The organism is Granulicella sibirica, from assembly GCF_004115155.1.
Taxonomy (GTDB): Bacteria; Acidobacteriota; Terriglobia; order Terriglobales; family Acidobacteriaceae; genus Edaphobacter; species Edaphobacter sibiricus.
Genome location: NZ_RDSM01000001.1, coordinates 59,308 through 82,759 on the forward strand (window position 1 = coordinate 59,308; position 23,452 = coordinate 82,759).

Annotated in this window: 21 protein-coding genes; 11 read left to right on the forward strand and 10 right to left on the reverse strand. The window is 62.2% G+C overall.

Annotated elements, in window-relative coordinates:
- Positions 1–9: 9 nt before the first annotated feature.
- Positions 10–1,125, reverse strand: a complete 1,116-nt coding sequence (locus GRAN_RS00230; protein ID WP_128911037.1) for a glycosyltransferase family 9 protein — start codon at positions 1,123–1,125, stop codon at positions 10–12.
- Positions 1,126–1,201: 76 nt separating this feature from the next.
- On the opposite strand from GRAN_RS00230, the gene GRAN_RS00235 reads away from it, so the two are divergent.
- The 3 genes from GRAN_RS00235 to GRAN_RS00245 all read left to right on the forward strand — a co-directional run bounded on the left by GRAN_RS00235 (position 1,202) and on the right by GRAN_RS00245 (position 3,638).
- The gene (locus tag GRAN_RS00235; protein WP_241654242.1) at positions 1,202–1,831 is read left to right on the forward strand and encodes a DUF4254 domain-containing protein; all 630 of its coding nucleotides are present in this window, start codon (positions 1,202–1,204) and stop codon (positions 1,829–1,831) included.
- A gap of 130 nt (positions 1,832–1,961) precedes the next feature.
- Positions 1,962–2,525 carry a tetratricopeptide repeat protein gene (locus tag GRAN_RS00240; RefSeq protein WP_128911038.1) on the forward strand — a complete coding sequence of 188 codons (564 nt, stop codon included), beginning with the start codon at positions 1,962–1,964 and terminating at the stop codon, positions 2,523–2,525.
- A 45-nt stretch (positions 2,526–2,570) separates the two neighbouring features.
- Positions 2,571–3,638, forward strand: a complete 1,068-nt coding sequence (locus GRAN_RS00245) for a gluconeogenesis factor YvcK family protein (protein WP_128911039.1) — start codon at positions 2,571–2,573, stop codon at positions 3,636–3,638.
- 11 nt (positions 3,639–3,649) lie between these two features.
- Here GRAN_RS00245 and rlmN read toward each other — a convergent pair whose 3' ends face one another.
- The 5 genes from rlmN to leuS form a co-directional block, all read right to left on the reverse strand.
- On the reverse strand, positions 3,650–4,819 hold the full coding sequence (rlmN, locus tag GRAN_RS00250) for a dual-specificity RNA methyltransferase RlmN (RefSeq protein WP_128911040.1): 1,170 nt from the start codon (positions 4,817–4,819) through the stop codon (positions 3,650–3,652).
- 489 nt (positions 4,820–5,308) lie between these two features.
- Positions 5,309–5,776 carry a cupin domain-containing protein gene (locus GRAN_RS00255; protein WP_161570785.1) on the reverse strand — a complete coding sequence of 156 codons (468 nt, stop codon included), beginning with the start codon at positions 5,774–5,776 and terminating at the stop codon, positions 5,309–5,311.
- A 23-nt stretch (positions 5,777–5,799) separates the two neighbouring features.
- Positions 5,800–5,970: a hypothetical protein gene (locus GRAN_RS25695; protein ID WP_192897960.1), complete on the reverse strand. Its 171-nt coding sequence runs from the start codon at positions 5,968–5,970 to the stop codon at positions 5,800–5,802.
- Between the two features lie 77 nt (positions 5,971–6,047).
- Positions 6,048–6,974, reverse strand: coding sequence for a hypothetical protein (locus tag GRAN_RS00260; RefSeq protein WP_128911042.1), 927 nt, complete (start codon positions 6,972–6,974; stop codon positions 6,048–6,050).
- Between the two features lies 1 nt (position 6,975).
- On the reverse strand, positions 6,976–9,555 hold the full coding sequence (gene leuS, locus GRAN_RS00265; protein WP_128911043.1) for a leucine--tRNA ligase: 2,580 nt from the start codon (positions 9,553–9,555) through the stop codon (positions 6,976–6,978).
- Positions 9,556–9,665: 110 nt separating this feature from the next.
- Between leuS and GRAN_RS00270 the strand changes: the two genes are divergently transcribed.
- The 3 genes from GRAN_RS00270 to GRAN_RS00280 all read left to right on the forward strand — a co-directional run bounded on the left by GRAN_RS00270 (position 9,666) and on the right by GRAN_RS00280 (position 15,272).
- The gene (locus GRAN_RS00270; RefSeq protein ID WP_128911044.1) at positions 9,666–10,391 is read left to right on the forward strand and encodes an ROK family protein; all 726 of its coding nucleotides are present in this window, start codon (positions 9,666–9,668) and stop codon (positions 10,389–10,391) included.
- 157 nt (positions 10,392–10,548) lie between these two features.
- The gene (locus GRAN_RS00275) at positions 10,549–12,564 is read left to right on the forward strand and encodes a S9 family peptidase (protein ID WP_241654243.1); all 2,016 of its coding nucleotides are present in this window, start codon (positions 10,549–10,551) and stop codon (positions 12,562–12,564) included.
- Between the two features lie 440 nt (positions 12,565–13,004).
- On the forward strand, positions 13,005–15,272 hold the full coding sequence (locus tag GRAN_RS00280; RefSeq protein ID WP_128911046.1) for a hypothetical protein: 2,268 nt from the start codon (positions 13,005–13,007) through the stop codon (positions 15,270–15,272).
- Positions 15,273–15,427: 155 nt separating this feature from the next.
- Here GRAN_RS00280 and nusB read toward each other — a convergent pair whose 3' ends face one another.
- On the reverse strand, positions 15,428–15,850 hold the full coding sequence (gene nusB / locus GRAN_RS00285) for a transcription antitermination factor NusB (protein WP_128911047.1): 423 nt from the start codon (positions 15,848–15,850) through the stop codon (positions 15,428–15,430).
- Positions 15,850–16,716, reverse strand: coding sequence for a 6,7-dimethyl-8-ribityllumazine synthase (ribH, locus tag GRAN_RS25995; protein WP_128911048.1), 867 nt, complete (start codon positions 16,714–16,716; stop codon positions 15,850–15,852). The genes nusB and ribH overlap by 1 nt, the downstream gene beginning before the upstream one ends.
- Positions 16,717–16,752: 36 nt before the next feature.
- On the opposite strand from ribH, the gene GRAN_RS00295 reads away from it, so the two are divergent.
- Positions 16,753–17,544 carry an enoyl-CoA hydratase/isomerase family protein gene (locus GRAN_RS00295; RefSeq protein WP_128911049.1) on the forward strand — a complete coding sequence of 264 codons (792 nt, stop codon included), beginning with the start codon at positions 16,753–16,755 and terminating at the stop codon, positions 17,542–17,544.
- A gap of 162 nt (positions 17,545–17,706) precedes the next feature.
- On the forward strand, positions 17,707–18,393 hold the full coding sequence (locus GRAN_RS25335) for a hypothetical protein (RefSeq protein ID WP_161570786.1): 687 nt from the start codon (positions 17,707–17,709) through the stop codon (positions 18,391–18,393).
- Between the two features lie 9 nt (positions 18,394–18,402).
- Here GRAN_RS25335 and GRAN_RS00305 read toward each other — a convergent pair whose 3' ends face one another.
- The gene (locus tag GRAN_RS00305; protein WP_128911050.1) at positions 18,403–19,242 is read right to left on the reverse strand and encodes a GAF domain-containing protein; all 840 of its coding nucleotides are present in this window, start codon (positions 19,240–19,242) and stop codon (positions 18,403–18,405) included.
- A gap of 175 nt (positions 19,243–19,417) precedes the next feature.
- On the opposite strand from GRAN_RS00305, the gene GRAN_RS00310 reads away from it, so the two are divergent.
- Together GRAN_RS00310 and GRAN_RS00315 are read left to right on the forward strand one after the other, a co-directional pair.
- A complete protein-coding gene (locus GRAN_RS00310; protein ID WP_241654244.1) occupies positions 19,418–19,990 on the forward strand; it encodes a hypothetical protein in 573 nt (190 codons plus the stop codon).
- Positions 19,991–20,050: 60 nt separating this feature from the next.
- Positions 20,051–20,533, forward strand: a complete 483-nt coding sequence (locus GRAN_RS00315; RefSeq protein WP_128911051.1) for a DUF1440 domain-containing protein — start codon at positions 20,051–20,053, stop codon at positions 20,531–20,533.
- A gap of 74 nt (positions 20,534–20,607) precedes the next feature.
- On the opposite strand, the gene GRAN_RS00320 is transcribed toward GRAN_RS00315, so the two are convergent.
- Positions 20,608–21,768: a hypothetical protein gene (locus GRAN_RS00320; protein ID WP_128911052.1), complete on the reverse strand. Its 1,161-nt coding sequence runs from the start codon at positions 21,766–21,768 to the stop codon at positions 20,608–20,610.
- Positions 21,769–22,092: 324 nt separating this feature from the next.
- Here GRAN_RS00320 and GRAN_RS00325 point away from each other — a divergent pair, with 324 nt between their 5' ends.
- Complete coding sequence (locus tag GRAN_RS00325) at positions 22,093–23,271, forward strand: beta-glucosidase (protein WP_206662686.1); 1,179 nt, start codon at positions 22,093–22,095, stop codon at positions 23,269–23,271.
- Positions 23,272–23,452 lie beyond the last annotated feature (181 nt).

Below are 23,452 nucleotides of genomic sequence, written 5' to 3' on the forward strand. Positions count from 1 at the left end.
ACTGATCTATCATCGCATTTCGACGAGGCCCGATGGCTCGGGCATCACGCCGACGAGCTGAACCAGGACCTCATCCACGCTGATGCTGGTCAGACACTTCTTGTTCTGCACCGTACAGGTTTCGAGGTTGCACCCCTCACAATCGACCTTATGGCGGATGACGCGATGGTCGTCTCCCCATGGATACCAGACCCGGGGCATGTTGCGGGCGGCGAAGATGGCGACGCACGTGGTTTGGACGGAAGCGGCCAGGTGCATGGGGCCGGAGTCGGGGCCGAGGAACACGACGGCTCGGGCGAAGACGGCGGCGCTCTCGCGGGGGCTGAGGATGCCGCAGAGGTTGATCACAGGCGAAGACGAGAACTCGCGCCAGCCCTGTGCGGCAAACTCGCTTGCCTCGGACTCGCCCGGGGCACCGCAGAGGGCCACGGCGTACTCGGGATAGAGTTCGGCGACGCGGGCGAGGAGTGCTCGCCAGTTCTCGCGGCCCCAGTCTTTCGCCTGGACCTTGGTGCCGACGCTGACGGCGATCAGACGATGGCCTTCGGCTGGACGGAGAACCTCCGCTGCGCGGGCGTGCTCGGATGGAGTGAGATGAAGGCTCCAGCTTGCGGGATCGTCGAAGCGGGATTCGCCAAGCACCGAAAGATTGCGGACGAGACGGCAGGCCTCGGATTCGAGCGTGCCTCCCTGGCTGAGGCCGGCCTCGAAACGTTGCCGCTGCATATCGTCGGTGAGCGGAACGCCGACGAGCCGGCGGATGCCACAGAGACGGAAGAAGAGAGCGTCACGCCTGGCTGCGGGAATCCCACGACTAGCTGCGGCGTAGACAAGGACGTCCGGTTTCCAGCGCCTGAGCTGCCACCATAGCTTGAGGATGTCCAGAACACCGCGCGTCCTCACGGTGTAGCGGAAGTATCCGTGAATGAGGCCAGTGTTTTCAAGCACAGCGGCTGCGGCAGGCGCCTTCACATTCACGGGAAGATTGGTGAGCATGCGGCGTTCCGCCTGGGAAAACGCACGCGCCACGAGGTGCAGCGCAGGGAGTGCGATCACTGTATCGCCAAGGCTGCCGAGGCGGTAAACAAGGACCTTCGTTGCATACTCTTGGGCTGAAGCAGACATGGGTTACGTCCTAGTCTGCTTGCTTACACAGGATAGGGCAACTGCAAGATGCAGGTGGTGTAGAGTTTGTCATGGTATGGGACAGCGTTTACTGCCGGATGCGGAGAGCCTCCTCCGCCTGCATGACGAGGCAATGGAACGGTGGCACACAGTTGAAGCGGACGTGTCGCAGGCCGATGAACAAAACGTCACGAAGTTGACTGAGGGTAGTGTGATCGAGCTGATCCTGAAACAGCATCGCGCGAACTTCGACCTCTGGCACAAGGAGGACGAGGCGCGCGACCCGAACGCCGCGGACGCGGAGATCGCGGAAGTGAAGCGGGCGATCGACGCCTTGAATCAGAGGCGGAACGATCTGACCGAATCAATCGATCACCTGCTATGCACAAGCCTTGCTCAGCCGGCACAGGCCACGCTGCATTCAGAGACTCCAGGAATGATGCTCGATCGGCTCTCGATCCTCGGGCTGAAGGTGTACCACACGCGCGAGGAGACAACGCGGGAGACGGCGACCGAGAAGCACCGGGAGAAGAACCGCGCGCGCCTTGCTTTACTGACCGAGCAGAGAGACGATCTGGCTATGTGCCTCGACATGCTGATGTTACAGATTGGCAGAGGGGAAAGACGCTTCAAGGTCTACCGGCAGATGAAGATGTACAACGATCCAGATCTAAATCCCGTGCTCTATCGTAAAGGGCATAGCTGACAGACCCCCGGGGGATTGACCTCGGAGCCTGTTCTGCGTATAAAACCGAGACACGTGCATCATTCAGGAGAGCTCGAAATCGGTACCCCCCCGGAGCTATCCGGTACGTGCAGATGGTGAGTAGGACGACATGGCCCAGACGAAGACGGTAACTGCATCTGCAACAAAACGACCGCCGCGCACCCTGGCGGGAACTCTCCCCACATCGGCTGATGAGTCGCGTGTTCACGCTCTCAAGATGTATGAGGCCGCGCTCCGCCTGATGCAGGAGGGTAAGTACGAACAGGCTCATGTGGCCTTCGAGAAGATGTTGGCGACGAGTCCGGCTGACCTTGCGCACAGCATCCGGATGTATGTGAATGCATGCATGCAACAGGTGGCGAAACGCAAGACCGAGTTCCTGAGCGAGGAAGAGCACTTCGACTACGCAGTCTCCCTGCTGAATAATGGACATTATGAGGACGCGCGGGAGGAATTTCGCGCGATACTTGCCGATAATAACTCCGCAGACTACGCGTTCTACGGTCTGGCTGTGCTGGCGAGCATGACGGGAGAGGCACATACGTGCCTCGAACACCTGACGGAGGCAATTCGGCTGAACGCGAAGAATCGGATCCAGGCACGATCGGACTCCGACTTCCAGGACATGGCTGACGATCCGCGGTTTACCGAACTGCTCTACCCAGAGTCCTAAGGATATCGGGCGCCCCAGACTGGTGGCCTGAGGGAAGGCTTCGTCTTGGAGAGAGCGAATCAGATTGGTAAGCCGTTGCGCGTAGTTGCGATTGGCGGAGGAACGGGCCTTTCGACGCTTCTTCGTGGGTTGAAGCGATTTGTGCCGACTCCTCCGGGAGCGCAGCCGCTGAGCGACTCGCGGTGCGCGGAAGGTCCTTGCCTCATCAGCGATCTCGCCGCGGTCGTGACCGTGACCGACGATGGTGGATCTTCGGGACGGCTGCGGGAAGATATGGGAATGCTTCCGCCGGGCGATGTGCGCAACTGCATGGTCGCGCTGTCGGAGGATGAGCATCTGCTGTCGAAGCTCTTTCAGTTCCGCTTCGGACAGGGCGATCTGCAGGGACACAGCTTCGGCAACCTCTTCGTCGCGGCTCTCACGCATATTACGGGCGACTTCGCGCAGGCGGTGCAGATGTCGTCACAGATCCTGGCGACGCGTGGAAGGATCTATCCGGCGACGAACGACAATGTGACGCTCGCGGCGATGATGGATGATGGCTCGCTCGTCCGGGGCGAGACGAACATTACGGCGAGCAAGCATCGGATCACCGAGCTCATGATCGAGCCGGAGACGGCGCATCCGCTTCCGGAGACGCTCGAAGCGATCGCGCATGCTGACCTGATCACGCTCGGCCCTGGATCTTTGTTTACGTCGCTGATCACCAACCTTCTGGTGCGTGGAGTTCCGGAGGCGATGGCCGCTTCTTCGGCGGTTCGGGTGTACGTGTGCAACCTGATGACGCAGGCGAATGAGTCGCTTGGCCTGACTGCGTCACAGCATGTGGAGAAGATCCTCCAGCATTCCGGAACGACAAAGGATCCGATCTTCGACTATGCGCTGATCAATACAGCCCCGATCTCGGCTACACTGCGCGAGCAGTATGCGCGTGAAGGACAGACGCCGATCGAGGCGGATCTGGCGAGGATTCGATCGCTCGGGGTTGAGCCGATCGTGGGAAATTTCGTTCACGAAGGCGACGTGCTGCGTCACGATTACGACTATGTGGCGGAACGTCTGCTGGAACTCGGGCAGAAGAAGCGCATGCCCAGCGTCGCCGGAATTCGATAAGTCGATCATTCTCAGATTGCGATCGAGACCAGGGGCGCGGCTTCGACGGTGCGCTTGAGCTGGCCGCAGGCGGCATAGATGTCGCGTCCACGCGGACGGCGGATGTAGGCGGGAATGTTATTGTCGCGCAGATGCTTCTGGAAGGCGGCTACATCATTGTCGGCGGGCTGATCGAAGGGCATGTCCGGGCCCGGGTTCCAGACGATGAGGTTGATCTTGGCGCGCATCTGGCCCACCAGGCGCACGAGTTCGCGGGCGTGGGTGAGTTGGTCGTTGAGGCCCTTGAGCAAAACGTACTCGAAGGTGACGCGTTCTTTTGTGCGCAAAGGAACCTTGGCGACGGCCGCGAGAAGGTTCTCAATGTTCCATTTGCGCGTGATGGGCATGATGGACTCGCGGACCTCGTCGTTCGAGGCGTTGAGACTGACGGCGAGTTTGGGACGAACGGTCTCGTTGGCGAAGAGCTCGATCGACGGGATGATTCCGGAGGTCGAGACGGTCATGCGGGATTCGGGGATGCGCATCGCGCCGGTGAGCAGACGAACCGAGTCCATGAAGTTGGCGTAGTTCAGGAACGGCTCGCCCATGCCCATGAAGACGAGGTTGATGCGGTCGCGACCGACCTCGACATTGTGACGGTTGAGGACGATGGCGAGCTGCCCGGCTATCTCGCCGGCGGTGAGGTTGCGGCGGATGCCCAGGCGGGCGGTGAGGCAGAACTGGCAGTTCACGGCGCAGCCGACCTGGCTGGAGATGCAGATCGTTGCTCGCTTGTAGTCGTCGGCCACGGTTGCGGGAGTTTCGTTCTCTTCCTCGGCGGCTGCCGGCGTTCCGTCGCCACGCTCACCTCCGTCGCCTCCCGGCATCCAGACGGTTTCGACGGTCTCGCCGTCGGCGAGGCGGATGAGATAGCGTTCGGTGCCATCGATGGAGCGCGCGGTCTGGGCAATCTCGGGGAGACCTACGCTGTAGCCCTCGGCGATGAGGCGCTCGCGGATAGCGACGGGTAAGGTTGTGATCTGGTCGAGGGACGCAATGCGCTGGCGGTAGAGTGCGTCATGAAGCTGAGCGGCGCGGTAGGCGGGCTGGTCGAGCGACCGCATCAGTTCGGCGAGGTCCTCGAGGATCCAACCGAAAAGGGCCCGGGACTTCACCGGCGAACTGTTTGTCGTGACCTGCATCCCGATCTCCTCCCTTCTCCTCTTCGTCGGTCAACCGACGGAAAGGGCCTAGCGCGTGGCACCTGGATCGCGACCGTAAGGCTCACGTGCTGTATCCAGTATAAAGGTCTGGCCGAACCATCGACGTCGAGACTATTGCTTTTAGAATGAAAGAGTTGCCGGAATAGACGGCTTGAGGGTGAGATATGGGCAGCCGGGGGATAACCAACTGATAACGGTGTGCATCTAGTCTTGGAGATGTGCGCTGTACGGGGGTTTTATGAAGCTTAGCAAGATTATGCTTTCGGTTCTTGGAGTTCTTCTGCTTGCGGGTTCTGCCCTGCCGGCGAGTGCCGCGGTGCATCATCGCCGCCACCACCACCACTATCATCATCGGTAGAGTCTAGTTTCTGTTCAAAAGGCCCGGCTTCAGCTGGGCCTTTTCGTGCGTTGGGCACAATTCGCGTCTGGCAGCACGGGTAACTCCCTTCGTCGGAGGGAGACTGTCGGTTAGACGAGCTGCTTCTGGGCTTCGCGACCGATGACGATGACGAAGTATTCGGCTGGTTCTTCCCCTACGTTGCGGACGGTATGCATGGTTTCGGAGCCCACGAAGATTACTGCTCCGGGGCCGGCGTGTTCTGCTTTGCCGTCGTGCTCGAAGGCGATGGTGCCTTTGCGGATGAGGATAATGTCGGACTGGCGGTGCTGGTGCGGAGGGTTCGGTGTCCCGCCGACGGCGAGGACGGTCTCGTGGAGTTCGATCGCCTCGCCGGTGGGGAGGGTACCCTGGAGGACCGGGCGGGTCTCGCTGCGGTTGGGATTCTTCTTGACCGGCAGGTCTTCGTAGGAGAAGACCTTTGGGGTGGCGAGCACGGTCTCGCCGGGTGGGACGATAGCCTGGGCTTCGGCTGTGGAACGGGTAACGGTCAGTGCGGCGAGAGCGGCGACGAGGTCTCGGCGGTTCAGGGAACTCATGCGGCCCATCTTAACGCATGGAACTAGCTCTTATCTTTCTGTCGTGTGCTTTGCACAGCGGTGACGATACCCATGCCGACCAGGATGATGCCTCCGGCAACGATGTAGGTCTGCGGGATGTGCATGAGATGGGCGAGGTAGAGCAGGCCGATGATGATGAAGAGGTAACCGAAGGCATAGATTCCGAAGGACATTGCGTTCTCCCGTGCGTGTATTGCCGCTATTCGGGTGAGATGCAGATTCGCGAGAAACGTATGGGAATTTCTTCGAGCTACGGCTTCGACTCGTAGGCGCGCCAGAGCTGGAGGTAGGCGACGAGGCGGGCTACGTGGAAAAAGTCCGAGGCTATGAGATAGACGACGGTAACCCCGGTGCACCAGAGGGTGAGGAACTGTGGGGTCGCGACCGCTTCGAACGGGAGCGGGCACGCGGAGAAGACCATCGCGAGGACGATGAGCGCGATCTTGACGATACCCATGACGAGGTTGATCTCGACCAGCTTGGACTTGAGCGGGCCGAGGCGAAAGGCGGCGCGGAGGCTTTCGAGCGGGCCGAGATTGCGAAGCATCGCAAGCAGCGGGGCGACGCTGAGCGTGTAGGTGAGGACGGCCCAGAGGACGAAGAGGACCAGGGTGGTGACGATGGCGGCGGCGCAGTAGCCAACGAGGTTGGGTTCCTGGTTGGCGGCGATGGGATTGGTGATGGTCGCGGCGGCTGCGGTTTCGAGGATCCTGAACCAGAGAAAGAAGCTCGCGAGGAGGGCGGCAAGGCGGATCGTCTGGAGAACGATGAGGGTGGCCGGGCGTCGGTGTAGGGTGGGGTCGGCGTGGCGGAGGACTACGGTGCGGCCTATGGAGGAAATGAGAATCCAGAGGATGAGGAGTGCAGGTGCCAGCCAGCGGGCGACTTCGAGGACAGGAGGGAGAATGACGGACAGGGCCGTTCCGAGGGTGGCGGCGGAGGCGACGGGGTCGAGGATCGTCATGTTGCGGAGGGCAGCCCAGTCGACGTGGGCGCTCACGATCGCGGGGACGATCCAGCGGTAGATGGCGGCAAGGGTGGGGATGCCGACGGCCCAGCGCCACAGGACTTCGAGCGCGGTGTAGGACGCGTGGTTCCAGCAGGTGGAGAGGGTGTGGACGAAGGACTGGGTTCCACGCAAGGGTACAGCGCTGTGAGCAGGGACCACGGTGGGCACCCTACTTCACCACGAGGTTTAGCAGCTTGCCGGGGACGTAGATGATCTTGACGACCGTCTTGCCCTCGATGCGGGAGATAACTTTCGGATCGGCTAACGCGGCTGCTTTGATGGTTTCCTCGTCACTTCCGGCGGGGACGGTGATGACGTTGACGAGCTTGCCGTTGATCTGGACGGGGATCTCGATCTCGCTTTCCTTGGCTAACTCGGCGTCGGCCTCGGGCCAGGGGTGGCGGAAGACGACGCCGGTGTTGCCGAGTTCGGCCCAGAGTTCGGCGGCTATGAAAGGGGCGAACGGGGCGAGCATCAGCGTGAGGTTGCGGAAGACCTCGGCGACGGCGGAGGGTGGGATGATCTCTGCGTCCATGGCTGGCTCAGCGGTGACGATCTCGTTGACGAGCTCCATGATGGCGGCGATCGAGGTGTTGAAGTGCCAGCGACCGCTGAAGTCGAGCGTCATCTTGGCGATGGTCTGGTGGAGCTTGCGGAGGAGCTTCTGGCCTTCGATGCTCTGGGCCTCTTCGGTTCCGGCGCGCTTCGCGATAGGGGCGAACTTGGTCGTGAGGCGGTAGACGCGGGAGAGGAAGCGGCTGACGCCGGCGACGCCGTCCTCCTGCCAGTCGAGATCGCGATCGGGTGGGGCGGCGAAGAGGGCGTACATGCGGGTAGCATCGACGCCGAACTTGTCGATCATGACGTCGGGGCTGACGACGTTGCCCTTGGACTTCGACATCTTCGCGCCGTCCTTGATGACCATGCCCTGGGTGAAGAGGCGGGTTGCGGGTTCGGCGTTTTCGATAAGTCCGAGGTCGCGCATGACCTTGGTCCAATAGCGCGAGTAGATGAGGTGGAGGATGGCGTGTTCGACGCCGCCGATGTACTGGTCGATGGGGAACCAGTAAGCGGCCTTGGCGGAATCGAAGGGGGCCTGATCGTTCTTGGGATCGATGTAGCGGTAGAAGTACCAGCTCGAGTCGACGAAGGTGTCCATGGTGTCGGTCTCGCGCTTGGCGGGGCCGCCACACCTGGGGCACGTGGTGTTGACGAACTCGGGGACGCGGCCGAGAGGTGAGCCGCCCTGCTGGGTGATGGTGACCTGCGCGGGAAGGAGGACGGGAAGGTCTTCGGGGCGCAATGGGATTGGGGTTTCTTCGCCCGAGCAGTTGGCGGCGCAGTAGACCATGGGGATGGGCGTGCCCCAGTAGCGCTGGCGGCTGACGCCCCAATCCTTGAGGCGGTAAGTGGTGGTCTTCTTGCCGAAGCCGTTGGCCTCGGCGTGCTTTGCCATCTTCTCCTGGGCTTCGAGACTGGGTTCGCCGGACCACTCGCCGGAGTCGATGAGGACGGCTTCTTCTTCCCCGGTATAGGGGAGAGTGAGGGCCTCGGCGGGCTCGTCGACGTTGGGGGCGACGACGCGGCGGATGTCGAGACCGTACTTGGTGGCAAACTCGAAGTCGCGCTCGTCGTGGGCGGGGACGCTCATGATGGCGCCGGTGCCGTAGTCGGCGAGGATGTAGTTGCCGACCCAGATGGGGACGCGCTCGCCGTTGAAGGGGTTGATGGCGAAGCGGTTTGTGGCACAGCCCTTCTTCTCGATGGCTCCGAGGTCGCCTGCGGCCTTGGCTGCTTTCTGCTCGTCGAGCAGAGCTTCTACCTGCCCGGCGAGGGTCGCATCTTCTTTCGCGAAGGCGGTGGTGAGGGCGTGCTCGGGAGCGAGCTGGACGGAGGTGGCTCCGAAGATGGTGTCGACGCGCGTGGTGAATACGGTGATGATCTCACCGGTGCCTTCGACCTTGAAGTCGACGAAGGTGCCTTCGCTGCGGCCGATCCAGTTGCGCTGCATGGTGCGGACCTTGTCAGGCCAGCCGTCCATGGTGTCGAGGCCGTCGAGGAGTTCGTCGGCGTACTGGGTGATGCGGAAGAACCACTGGGTGAGGTCCCGCTGCTCGACGATGGTGGTCTCGTGCCGCCAGCAGCAGCCGGCGATAACCTGCTCGTTGGCGAGAACGGTCTGGCATTCGGGGCACCAGTTGACCTTGCTCTTCTTGCGATAGGCAAGGCCCTTCTCGAACATCTTGAGGAAAAACCACTGATTCCAGCGGTAGTAATCCGGGAGACAGGTGGTGACCTCTTTGCTCCAGTCGAAGGAGAGCCCGAGGCGATGGAACTGCGTCTTCATGGCCGCGATGTTGGCGAGGGTCCACTCGGCGGGCGGTGTGTTGTTTTTGAGAGCGGCGTTCTCGGCGGGGAGGCCGAAGGCGTCCCAGCCCATCGGATGAAGCACGTTGTAGCCGCGCATCCGCATGAAGCGCGCGAGGACGTCCCCGATGGCGTAGTTACGCACGTGGCCGATGTGGAGCTTGCCGCTTGGATAGGGCAGCATCGAGAGGCAGTAGTACTTCGGCTTGCCGGAGTCGTGGGGCTCGGCGGCGTAAAGGCTGGGGTCTGCGTCCCAGACGGCCTGCCAGCGGGGTTCGATCTCGGCCGGGTTGTAGCGTTGGGGCGAGCTTTGCTCAGCCGTTGCCGATTCGGGATTTTGTGCGGTTTCCACTGCGTTTTCTCTCACGATGCTCTCTGCCATGACTTCTTCGATTGTACGCGGATGGGATGTTTCCCTATAGTCGGCGCAGAGGCAATGAATCTCACTGGAGCGGCGTCAAAACCAGAATGGCAAAGCGCATAATGAAACCCATGAAAGTTCTCGTGCTCGACGTTGGCGGTACCCATATCAAGGTGGCATCCACGGACATTCGTATCCCTATCAAGATAGTCTCGGGTCCGACGATGGATGCGAAGGCCATGGTCGACCAGGTGATCGCTTCGACAGCGAAGTGGGAGTACGACGCGATTTCGATCGGGTATCCGGGACCGGTTGGGCATGATCGTCCGCTGTCGGAGCCGCATAATCTTGCGCCGGGGTGGGTGAATTTCAATTACCAGAAGGCGTTCGCGGGCAAGCCGATCCGGTTTATCAACGATGCGGCGATGCAGGCCCTGGGTGGGTACCAGGGTGGGCGGATGCTTTTCCTCGGCACGGGGACGGGGCTCGGGTCAGCGATGATCTTCGACGGCGTTGTCGTGCCGCTGGAATTGGCGCATCTCCCGTACAAGAAGGGCCGGACGTATGAGGAGTACATCGGGCTTGGCGGGTTGGAGCGTCGGGGGCGGAAGCGCTGGCGGAAGTCGGTGCTGACGATTATCGAGCTGCTGAAGGCTGGGCTGGTGTGCGACTACGTGCTGCTTGGCGGGGGAAATGCCAAGCTGATGAAGAAGCTTCCGAAAGGCGTGTTGCTGGGGGCGAACAGCAATGCGATCGATGGAGGCATCGCGCTCTGGAAAGACGACGCTGTGGTGACATCGAGGACTCCCGGGAAGGGTGAGGCTCCGGATTCGGTGATTCTGGCCAAGCCGAACTAGCGTTTTCCGGGCCGTGAGAACGCGCAACGGCAAAACGCGGTTTCCGTTCTGGAATGACAACCAAATAGGCAACAGCGGGAACAACGGCGGCGGCAGATGCTAGGCTTTTTTCATGAGATCTGGTGCTGGTTCTGCTCGTTCTTTCGCGTGGCTGGGTGTGGCCACTTTGCTTTCTTCCGGCTTGAATGCTTTTGCGCAGAGCGGGGTTCCGGCCCCGGTCGAACCTCTCAAGACGCATGATCCCGTCGTCGTGAAAGCGATGGAGGCGAGCGAGGGTCATGTGAAGATGCCGGGCGGCGTCGCGATTTCGCCCGATGGGAAGTGGCTTGCCTATACGGTGGGGCGGGCCTCCGCGACGCTGCACCTCATGGAGCTGGCGAATCCTGATCCGGCGAAGGACAAGATCGTGGGACCGAATGGGGATACGAGCTGCTCGAACGCGGATCCGGTGTGGTCTCCGGACGGACAGTGGCTGGCTTACACGTCGAGCTGCACGGGGAGCAGCGACAAGCCGGGGCAGGAGCAGGTTTTCCTCTGGTCGAAGGCTACGGGCGCCTCTAAGCAGTTGACGCATCTCTCGGGGCTCTTCCACCAGGTGGCGTGGGCTCCCGATGGAAAGACGCTTGCCTTCCTGTTTGTCGAGAATGCGACGCGCTCGGCCGGGGCTACAGCGGCCATGAAGCCCTGGTCGGGTGTGATTGGGGAGGATGGGATCGAGGTGCAGCGCGTGGCTGCGGTCGATGTGGCCACGGGCGAGTTGAAGCAGGTGACGCCGGAGAAGCTGCATGTGTTCGAGTTCGACTGGGCTCAGAATAGCAGCGAGATGACGTATATCGCGGCTCCGCCCCCGGGCGAGAACAACTGGTGGGTGGCCGATCTCTACACCCAGACGCTGGGGCAGGATCCGAAGGCGATTGTGGATACGACGAAGGTGACAGGCGCGCTGCATGGGCTGCAAATGGCAGTTCCCCGGTTCTCGCCGGATGGAAAAAAGATCGCATTCATCGGCGGGTTGATGAGCGACCAGGGCTCGACAGGTGGAGACATCTGGGTCGTCGAGGCGAAGGGCGGCGAGCCGGTGGATGTAAAGCCGGGGATCGACGGAACGCCCGCGTACCTGGCGTGGGTGGACAACGGGAAGGTCGGATTCGTCGAGGATCGCAGGGGCAAGGTACGGATTCCGGACTACGACGTGAAGACAAAGACTGAGGTTCCGGGGAGCGCGCTCGAGATGAGCGAGGTTTCGATCACGGGCGGGTCGATCAAGGACGCGATTTCGGTCTCGAAGAACGGCGTGTTCGCGTTCGTGAAGAGCGGATTGACCGCTCCTCCTGAGGTCTGGGCGGGACCGGAGACAGCGATCAAGCAGGTGACGCATCTGAACGATGGCGCGACACTGGCCGGGGGAAAGACCGAGTCGATCGAGTGGACGAACGAAGGCTTCCACGTGCAGGGATGGCTGACCTACCCGGCGAACTACGATCCGGCCAAGAAGTACCCGATGATCGTGAGCGTCCATGGTGGGCCTTCGGCATCGATTGGACCGCGCTGGAACGTGATGGCGAACTACTCCTTGGCGGGCTACTTTGTCTTTCAGCCAAATCCGCGCGGAAGCTTCGGGCAGGGAGAGAAGTTTACCGAGGCGAACCGGAAAGACTTCGGCTACGGGGATCTCAGGGACATCCTCGCCGGAATGGATGTCGTGGAGAAGAAGGTTTCCGTCGATCCGAAGCGCGAGGGGCTGACGGGCTGGAGCTATGGCGGGTTCATGACGATGTTCGGCGTGACGCAGACGACGCGTTTCCGGGCGGCCGTGGCGGGAGCAGGGATCTCGGACTGGCTGAGCTACTACGGGGAGAACTCAATCGACCAGTGGATGACGCCGTTCTTCGGAGCGACCGTGTATGACGACACAGCGGTCTATGCAAAGAGCTCCGCGCTCACGTTTATCAAGAAGGTGAAGACGCCGACGCTGATTATTGTGGGGGATCGGGATGGCGAGTGCCCTGCCCCGCAGTCGTTCGAGTTCTGGCATGCGCTGCGGGCGGAGGGTGTGAAGACGCAGCTCGTGATCTATCCCAACGAGGGCCACCACTTCGCCGACCCGGCGCATGAGAAGGATCGGGACGAGAGGATGCTGACGTGGTTCCAGAAGGAGATGCCGGCGGAATAGGCTCTTCGGCCGGTTTCGGCGCAAGAAAGGGGCACGGCCTAGGCCGTGCCCCTTTCTTCGTCTCAGGCGCTCTTTAGATCGTGGGCGAAAACGACACAAGAAGCGTCAGGAAGATTAAACCGAACAGGATGACCAGCAACTGCCACCAGCGCTCAATACCTGCTCCGGACTCATTGGGCGAACTCATCGCGACTTCCTCCTTGACCTCACACTTGAAATCCTAACCGAAGATTCCCCCGGCGAATACCGAAGTAGCGGGTGGGCCGTCTAAACGAACAAAGAGATTGCGAAGAGATCGCAGCCTGCCCGCTGCGGATTCGATGATTTGGAGGCTTCGGTCATTTGCTTCCGCGTACGTGGCCTTCTACACTGAGGCTTGCGATATTCAGCATGTGTGGTGAGACCGTTCGGCTTGCAAAGCGGCCGAGCGGGGAGGATCAATGCGTCGGTTTGTCACGTTAGCGGTTTTGCTTTTGTTTACGGTTCCTTTCGGCATCTCGATCTCGGGTTGTGCAAAGAAAACGACGATTGTGTATTGCAACGGCGGCGACTCGGGCGTCGTTGTCGGAAGCCTGACGACGATCACCCTGCAGCCCAAGGTGTACGGATACTCGCTTTCGTATGCGCAGAAAGGCCAGATCGGCACTCCGGCAGGAGCAGACTGCAAAGGCACGACCGTGACCGTCTCGGCTTACCGTTATGGAACGACGGATATGACGCTGGCCGACGTGAATCCCACAACCGGAGCCCTCTGCGCCGGAACCTGGAACCGGAACACGGGCGGCGCGATCGCCGACTACACGACCTGCAATCCCACGAACAAGTCCGGCGTCGCATATGTGACGGCGGCGGCGAGCGGCGTCACCAGCAATCCCCTGCCGGTTTACATCCACCCGGTGGTGACGAGCGTGGTGCTTGGCGCACCCTCGGCGAACTGTTCAACCGACCCGGATCCCTCCACCAACTGCTGCCCGGTGGCGGCCAATGCGACGACCTCGGCTCCCGCGTACAGCAGCAGTAGCTGCCTCTCGCAGGGCATTACCGGCCAGCTTTCTGCGCGCGTGTATCAGAACGGCACGACGAATCCCGCGGATAACATTAGCTGCCTGGTAGGCCACCTGACGTACACGCCGCAGACGGCATCGATCGTGACGATCGATGAAAACGGCGTGGCGACCGCGGTAGCTCCCGGCTCGACGATTATTTCGGCGACCGTAGCGAGCACGCCCAGCTCGGCCGGATTCTTCTCGACCTGCCCGCCAGCCTCGATCACGCTGACGAACCCGGGACCGACCGTGGTGAACCAGAACAATACGCAGGCGCTGAACTCGGTCATCAAGGATACGAATGGGGTATCGCTGACAGGCTTGAACCTCGAGTACGTGTCAACAACGCCGACGACCATCTCTGCGAGTACGGCGGCTTCCGTAACGCCGACCTACCCGGGTGCGGCATCGATCTTCGCGATCTGCGCACCGGGAACCTGCAACCCTTCCCCTTTCACGCTGATCGGCCAACTGGGCAACGGGAAGCCGATCGTGTCGAACCCGATTCCGATTTCCACCCCGGGAACCACTGCGACAGTGCTTTACATTGCAAGCACACAGTCGCTGTATCTGGTTCCGGTGGACTTTACGACGACGACGCTTGGGACACCGGTGCGTCTGCCGTATGTTCCGAACTCGATGGTGATCTCGCAGGATGGGACCACCATCTACCTTGGAAGTTCGACGGAACTGATGGTCTTCAACGCGACCTCGAACGCGGTCTCACGTCAGGACGTGTCTTCTCCGGGGAATGTCCTTGCGGTATCGCCGGACGGCACGACGGTGGTGATCTCGGATCCTGTGCGAAAGATCACGACGCTTGAGACTTCGGCCGGTGCGGTGATCACGACCTACGGCGCGGTAGGGGCGCGTGCCCAGTGGAGCCCGGACAGCCAGGCCGTCTACATCGCCGCTGGAAACCAGTTGCTGGTGTACTCGACCTTTACGGGCTGGGACAACATTACGCAGTTGACCTCCCCGGTGACGGACGTAGCCTTGACGGTGCCAAGCGTCGGAGCCTACTTTGCCGGAGGAACGACAACCGCACGCGGGTACTGCGCTTCAACGACCTCGACGACAGCAGGGACGACTGCGGCGGTAACGAACGAGTTCTATCCGCTCGCCGATACGTCGGCGGCAGTGACGGACAAGGTCGCGGCAACCAACGACGGCAACCACATTCTTGGAGTGACGGCGACGACGGCGGTTCCGACCCTGAGCGATCTGCATGTGACGATTCCGAACCAGGCTTGCCCCGCGACGGGTGGACTGACGTTCGGAAGCTCGTTCACAACGGCGACGCTGCCAAGCATCACGGCTGCTTCGATCACGGGTGTCGTTCCGGCGTCGGATTCAAGCATCGCGTTCGTGACCTACACGGGAACGGGCGGCGCAATTCCGACCTATACTCCAGCGGCTTCGGGCGTAGGAACGGTTGGGAGCATCAAGCTTTCGGGCACGGCGATCGCCCCGGTGTCCGGGGTGTTCAGTACGGATAACCTTTCGTTCTATGCGGGGACGACAGGCGACAACCTGGTCCACATCATCAACCGGGCGACTCTGACCGATGGGACGACGATCGCCCCGAAACTTCCGGATGTGAACGGGAACCTGGTTGTGCCGGATCTGCTCGTTCAGAGGCCGCGTAAGGCGACGCAATAGTCTTCTGGTCGTTTGCTGGAACAGGAAAGGCCCTCTCGATGAGAGGGCCTTTCCTGTTGACGCCTAATGGCGATGAGAACGAAGGCAACCGCAGATTCCCTTCGGGAATGACAACCAAAGTGCGTCCGCCAGCCGCGATGGCCAAATGCTGTGAGCTACTTGAGACGGTTCGCCAGAACAGTCTTGGCGATAGCGTCGAGGACGCCGTTGAGGAAGTGGATCGATTCCGGAGCGGCGTAGCGACGCGCGACCTCGAGGCTCTCGTTGATGATGATCGGGCCGGGCGTGTTGGGGTAGGCGAGCATCTCGGCGACGGCAGCGCGCAGGAGATTGCGGTCGACGACGGGCATGCGCTCGATGCGCCAGTTCTGGGCGTGGGCCTGGATGAGGTCGTTGATCTCGTCCTCGCGGACGGTGGCGACGCGGAAGAGATCTTCGGCAAAGGCACGGGTTTCATCGTCGACGTCGTCGCGGGATGGCCAGAAGAGGCTGCTGACCTGCGCGGGGGTTTGCTTGCCGAGATCGCCCTGGAAGAGCATCTGCATGGCGAGTTCGCGGGACTTGCGGCGGGTTCCCATTACTTGGCCACCGCGAGCTTTCTTTGGATGGAGACCATCTCGATGGCAGCGATGGCGGCTTCGAAGCCCTTGTTTCCTGCTTTCAGGCCGGCGCGGTCAAGAGCTTGTTCCAGGGTTTCGCAGGTGAGGACACCGAAGGCGTGGGGGATGCCCGTGTCCTGTTGCGATTGGCCGATACCTCGCGCGACCTCATTGTAGATGGCCTCGTAGTGGGCGGTTTCGCCACGCAGGAGGCAGCCGAGGGTGACGATGGCGTCGAACTTCTTCGTCTCGGCGAGGGTGCGGGCGGCGGAGGGAACTTCCCACGCGCCGGGGACGCGAACGACTTCGACATCCTTCTTCGCGGCTCCGCTACGGTAGAGTGCATCGAGCGAGCCCTGGAGAAGGCGGTCGGTGATGACGGTATTCCAGCGGGTGGTGACGACGGCGAAGCGCATGCCAGTGGCGTTCAGGTCGCCTTCAACGGCCGGAACAACACCGTGGAGCGGGTTCTCGGACTGCCAGAAGCCGAGTTTCATCTCTGGGCCGAGTTCGACGGTGAAGAGCCGCGAGTTCCAGTGAGTGAGCTCGACGGCGGAGAGCTGGGCCGCGATCTCTTCGGTGCGGTAGTGGGCAAGCATCCAGCGCTCGACGGCGGAGTGGACGTGATCGAGCTGGTTGACCTCGATCAGGATGGGCGGCACGGCGGGGACGCGGCCTGTGACGAGTTCGAGGTTGCCGACAGGCGCAAGGAAAGCGGCGCCACGGCCGGAGTCGTCGTGCCAGCCTTTGCCGGGCTCGAAGCCAAGGGCGTTGAAGAGGCTGGATAGCTGGTCGAACGCATCGGCCGAGGGCACGGAGCGAACGAGGGTGATTCCCTTAATCATAGATTCGATTGTATCGTTCGGGAGAGTTGTCCGGAGGTGGGGGAGTTGGGATACGAGACGTTGCTGGTTGCGGTAAACGCCGGAGTGGCTACAGTCACGCTGAATCGTCCGAAGGTGCTGCACGCGTTGAACGCTGCTGTGTTCGATGAGCTGGAGCGCGTGTTTTTCGAGCTCGCGGCGGACGATGCAGTCCGTGTCGTTCTGCTGACCGGCTCAGGCGAGAAGGCATTCGCTGCAGGGGCGGATATCAACGAGCTTCGCGCGACCGATGCGAAGACGGGCGAGCTGATGGCGCGGAGGGGGCAGGGCGTGTTTCGGCAGATCGAGACGTGCGGCAAGCCGGTGATCGCGTTGATCAACGGGTTCGCGCTCGGCGGCGGATGCGAGCTCGCAATGGCATGCACGATGAGGGTGGCGAGCGAGACGGCGAAGCTCGGGCAACCGGAGATTAAGCTTGGCGTGATTCCCGGGTATGGCGGGTCGCAGCGGCTTCCTCGCCTCGTCGGGACTTCGGCGGCTTTGAAGATCATGCTCACGGGCGAGATGGTGGGAGCGGCGGAGGCGTTGCGGCTCGGGCTGGTGGACGAAGTGGTTGCCCCGGAACGCCTGATGACGCGAGGGGAGGAGTTTGGGGCGGCGATCGCCGGAGCGGCTCCGCTGGCTGTGCGGGGCGTACTTGAAGCGGTGCGGCGAGGAGCGGGCCTTGGGCTGGACGATGCGATGGTAGTCGAGGCGGAGATCTTCGGACGGCTTTGCGGATCGGACGATAAGACGGAGGGCGCGGGGGCGTTTCTGGAAAAGCGGAAGGCGGTCTGGGCCGGGAAGTGAGGCCGGCTTCGAGACAGGCAACGGCCAACGCAGATTCCCCTCGGGATGACAACAAAAGGGTGGGAACGGCAGCCACAGTGGCAAAGCACTTAGGGCGTGGCCTTGCGGTTCGGGTTGGGGCGGGGTAGGCTGACCACGTCGGCGTACCGTGAGGGTTTATCGATGAGGATTTCGCTTCTTCGCTTTTCCCAGGCTTTGCTGGTTTCGAGCCTGGCGGCTACGCTTTCAGCAGGAGCCCAGGCTCCGCAGGATCGGTCGGCGCGTCCGGGCGGACCGCCTCCGAGTGGTGGACAGGGTGGACGTCCCTCGCCGGGTGGACAGAACGGCGGAAACAGGCCGCAGCCGGGAAACGGCGGCGGTGGCAATAGGCCGCAACCGGGTAATGGAGGTGGCAACAGGCCATCTCCTGGAAAGCCGGGTGGACCGCAGGTTCAGCCTCCGAGGCCGTCACCGGGTGGCGGCGGCAGACCGAACCCCGGCGCCGGGCGGCCGAATCCGGGGCCAGGCAGACCGGCCGTTGGACGGCCGGGTGGCGGACGTCCCCCGCAGTGGGGCAGGCCGCCGCAACAGAGGCCTTCGTACCAGTTCCGGCCGAATGATCGCAGCCTCTTCCACCGGTACTATCTCTCGCGTCTTCGGTATATCAACCGGTCGCGCAGGCCTGTCTTCACGGTTGGCGGCTACTTCCCGTATGGCGACATCGGCTACATCACGGCGGTTCCGCCAAGCTTGTATGGACAGATTCCACCGCCTCCCCCTGGATACCAGGTCGGCTACTTCGACGGTTATGTCGTGGTCTACGACCCGCTGACCTACTTCATCGCGGATCTGGTCGACCTGCTGCAGTAAGGCTGCGGATCAGTGCGGCAGTCGACCGGCTGTCGCCGTCGCCTTGTTGAGCGCCGCCGGAAGGGAGAGCAGCCTTCCGGCGAGGACGGACAGGCGCTGCAGGTGTTCGGATAGCTCGACCGCAAGTTCCCTGGCGTCTCCGCCCATCTGGCCCGCTTCCGCGAGATAGAGAATGTTGGTGAGGCTCTGGAGCGGGTTGTTGATCTGGTGGGCCAGGTCGTTCGCCATATCCGCCGCTGCGGCGGCCTTGGCCTGCTTCATCAGCGTCTGGTGCTGGCGCTGATGGCGGACGGACATGGCGGCGAAGTCGGCCAGCATCTGCATCATGCGAAGGTCGTCCGGATCGAACGCCTCTTCCCTGCCATGGGCCATGATCCAGATGGTTCCACGGGTTTCGTCGACCTGCCATGGAAGCAGGATGCCGTCGGTGACGACCGGAGCTTCAATCCCCATGATGTCGAAGAAGCGCTTCGTGACGCGGAAGAGCTGCGGCCGTCCGCGCTCGAGACAGACACCGCATGCGCTTGGACTGCGCGGAAGGGTTGCGTGGAGGAATCCGGCATACTCTCCTGCCGTTGCCACCCAGTGGTAGAAGTTTTCGTCTGTCCTGACTTCCTGCTCCATGCTGATGCCGCTCGAGTCCGCGCCGCATAGGTCGACGGCTGCGTTGACCAGTTCCTGGAGGATGGTGTCCGGGCTTTCGACAAAGGCGCGGGCAAGACGCTGCATGCCCTCAAGCTGGACCGCGGCGTTGCGTGGGTGGAGACGCCGTGCCGCGAACTCGGCATCGTCCCGGAGGTCGATGACCTCGAGACCGGTGTCTACGCTATTTGCCTCTGCTACGCTCATATTTCCTTTTGGGCCCTGGAACGCGACGAATGCCGCTGCATACAGCATAGGCGCAAGGTGCGCGTTTGTAGAGAAACCTTCGGTTTGCACCAAAGATCACAGGTTCAGTTGCGGCAGTCAAGGAAATACGATTTCACGCATCTTTATGCAGGTTCTGCCTTGATATGCTTGGTTTGTGCGCACCTTTTCTCCTCGCCCTTCTTCCATTGTCTCCACGCTTCGCCTGATCGCCGCCTCGATGATGCTTCCGGTTGCGCTCTCGGGGTGTCATGCGGGTTCGGCACCAGCGGGATCGGGAACGGTGTCGGCTCACGAGGCGAGCCTGATCGAGGTGGGGCGCCAGCAGATGGAGCTGATTCCGCCTCCATCGAAGAACCGCTACATGGCCATTCACAGTCTCGCAAGCTGGGAGAACCCGTACCTGACCGTGCAGGGAGATATGGTGACGCTCCACGTTCTCCTGGCGGATGCGAACACAAGCGACCTGGGACAGGGAACGCTCCTTCGACCGGTTGGCGCGCGGCGGCAGGATCTGAATGTCCGGGTGAGCGATCTTCCGACCGCGCTGAATGCGGTTCCTTCGAGTGCGTGGCCGTATGGGCGCGTCGTTGCGCTCGAAGAGGCGAACAACACCCCCGCAAGCGCTCGCCCTCAGGTGAGACGGAACATGGAGTCGGCCATGCAGGTCCTCAACGACCTGGGCGTGGTGGTCTACGAATGGAATGAAGGCGGCGCTGGGCTCCGGTAGGACACCCTCGGGACGCGAGGGCGCATCGTACGGCTGAGAAGCGATCGAACGGAGCGAAGCATGAGTGAAGTAGCAGTCGAGAAGCCTACAGAAACACGGTCACTGTTGAAGGGTTTGTTCGCCGGCCTTATTGGCGGGTTGGCAGGGGCGGCGGCGAAGACTGTCGCGGAGAAGATCTACCCACCTCGCGTTCACGGCGAGCCGGAGCCGTCCGAGGTCGTCATCGAAAAGGCGACGGACGGCGAGGCATCGGACGAGACAAAGGAAATCGGAGCGGAAGCGATTCACTGGGCCTTCGGTGCGATGGCCGGCGCGGCCTACGGCGGCTTGGTCGAGTACTATCCGGCGGCAAGCTCGAAGGAGGGTGCAAGTTTCGGCTTGACCCTGGCCGCTCTCACGCATGGCGGAGCACTGCCCGCGATGGGGCTGGGGGCCGCTCCCGAAGACCAGACGGCGCAGGAGAAGACGAGCGAGATGAGCTCGCATCTCGTCTACGGCGTAGTGACGGAGATTGTGCGCGGAATGGTTCGGAAGATGCTCTAGGTTGCGGGAAGCAAGGATGGGGAGAGTTCGCCGGATAGCCGGCGGGCTCTCCCCCTTTTCGTTTGCGCTCTCTGCTAGACGCCTGACTTCTCGTCTGAGCTTGAGTCGGCGTCGGGATCGAAGGTGTAGGTGATATAGGTGGCGCGACCGTTCTTGTCCAGGGTGGGAACGGCGCGGCGGCGCTTCATGCGCTGGAAGGGTGTGAGCCGGGAGGGCAGGTCTTCTCCGATGGGAACGGCTGGAGATGGGTGAAGGAAGAAGGGGTCGACCTTGGGTGGTTCCGCTGGAGTGGCTTCGGCTGGCTCGTCCGCGACGTCTACCTCATCGGAGAGCGGTTCGGCCTCGAGAATCTCTCCCGGTGCTGGCGGCAGGGGTTCGGTGCGGATCTCGGGGATGGGCGGACGGGGTGGGGGCAGCGGCTCGGTGCGAAGTTCCACCGCAAGCGGGAGCATTTCGGGCGGAACGGGGCCGATCGGTTCCGGCAGGGGCTCGGGATCGGGCGAATGGAGTTGATCCGGCTCGATCTCTAAGACGGGCGGCTCTGGGGAGGGTGCCAGGATGAGTTCCGGCTCCGGCTCCGGTTCGGAAGTGGGAAGAATCACTGGTGGCGGCGGAGCCGCGATGCGCGGGAGCCTGGGTGGGTTCAGGGTCGTTGCCTGATGACCGAAGGCCAGTGATCGCGGAGTCGTTGTGCTTTGCACGCTCTCGAAGAGCAAGCCGCTTGGAACTGATGCGCTTAGTACAAGTGGAGCTATGGGAATGAGCGGCTGGCGAGGAGTCTCGGACTCGATGGAAGCTGGGCTGGGCGGTAGTTCGGCGATAGGAGGGTCCGGTGAGACGACCGGGTCTCTTGCTACTTCTACGATTTCTACCGATTCCGCTTCGAGGATGGGTTCGCTATCCGCCTGCGGCAACGGGGTGTCCAACGCCTCCCATCGGGCGCGGGTTGGGACGGCCGGTGCGGGTGGGACTGGATTGAAGGTGCTGCCTGGCCGGCGGGGACGAACGAGGTTGGATGCAGGGCCGCGCACCTTGATCGTGAGGGTGGGACGGGCTTCCTTATCTTCCGCGTTCGGTCTCTGGAGATAGATCACGACGCATACCGCGAGGAAGACGACGCCGAGGAGGACGCCTACGATGATCAGCCACGGTCCCGTGTTCACGAAGGTGTTCGAAAACGAGGGCCCAAGAAGCGACTCTAACCCGGATCCGATTTCGAGAGTGCGATTGTTCAAGGGCGCTCCCCTGGCAAGGTTGCTGCGTCGGACGAATGCGGAGAGGAGAGAGGCAGGGGTGGTGCGGGGATCGGTGATTTCCGGTCGTTTGCGTTGAGGGGAACGGGGCTTTGGTGTTCTGGGGAGAGCCGCCGGTCCGCTTTCGCGATGCATTCGCTTGGTCGTATGGTAGCAGCGTCTATGCGGTCGTAAAGGGATCTGGGAGGTAGCCGGGCGGATACCTTTGGCTGCCGGGCTGGTTGGCCCAACTCGAACCGAGGGGGGTGCATCGCAGTAGAAAGACCACGCGAACGAGATGCGGGACATACCCGAGGGCGACAGACGATGGCAGGATTGTTCGAGAGCTTTTATATGGGTGGGTTTGAGTGCGCGACCCACAAGCGGCGAGACCGTAAGCAGATTGACGTGATCGCGACGACGCGCCACGATGTCGAGGCGGCGAAGGACTACCGCCTGCTCCGCGACGCAGGCGTTAGGACCGTACGGGATGGGCTGCGCTGGCACATGATCGAGCAGGGACCCGGCGTCTATGACTGGTCGAGCTTTCTGCCGATGCTCGAGGCGAGTCAGTCGGCTGGCGTGCAGGTCATCTGGGATCTCTGCCACTGGGGCGTTCCGGCGGATATCGATATCTTCTCCGACGGGTTCGTCGAGCGGTTCGCGGCGTACGCGGGTGCGGCGGCACGCGTGATTCGCGAGAGAAGCGACGCGGTTCCCTTCTACTGCGCGGTCAACGAGATCTCTTTCTGGGCCTGGGTCGGAGGGGATGTCGAGACGTTTCATCCGCATCGGACAGGCCATGGAGACGAGTTGAAGCGCCAGCTTGTGCGGGCTTCGCTCGCCGGAATGCGGGCCGTCAAGGCGGTCGATCCACGCGCGCGGTTCGTGCAGGCCGAGCCCATTATTAACATCGTCGCCGACCGCGACGATCCGATTGCGATCCCAGATGCCGCGCGGCATACGGCGTCGCAGTTCGAGGCATGGGACATGATCCGGGGTGACCGGGCGGAGGAGCTTGGCGGCTCGCAGGAGATGCTCGACATCATCGGCGTGAACTTCTACTGGAATAACCAGTGGGTGCACGGCGGGGAAAAGGCAACGCTCGGCAACCCGTACCACAAGCCGCTGCACGTCATGTTGCGGGAGCTCTGGGAACGATACGGTCGGCCAATTCTGATCACAGAGACGGGAGCGGAGGCGGGAGCGGGCGCCGGCTGGCTTGGGTACGTCTCGGCCGAGGTACGTCAGGCCATGCGCGATGGTGTCCCGATGGAGGGGATCTGTCTCTACCCCGTGATGGACTATCCGGGATGGGACGATGAGCGGCACTGCCACTGCGGGTTGATCGCCATCGATGACGACTGGCGCGAGCGCACGCTGCGGGAGGATCTCGCCGAGGAGATCGCCGTGCAGGAAGCCGGTATGCGCGCGGCGGCGATGCACGCGGAGTTGCGGGCACCGGTCGCCCAGGATCGCATCGGAGAGTTGCAGCCCACGCGCTAAGTCTCCTGCATTCAGCGCCAATGCGGCCGAGTCGCGATCTTATCCACAATCTGCATCAAAAGAACTACCGGCGCGATGGAGCCTCCGTGCTCTGGACGCATCCGCCGCAGATCGAACCCAATTTCAGCCACTCGCTGCCGGGACGAAGACCATCCGGCAGGTAAAGGCGATTGCGCGCCGC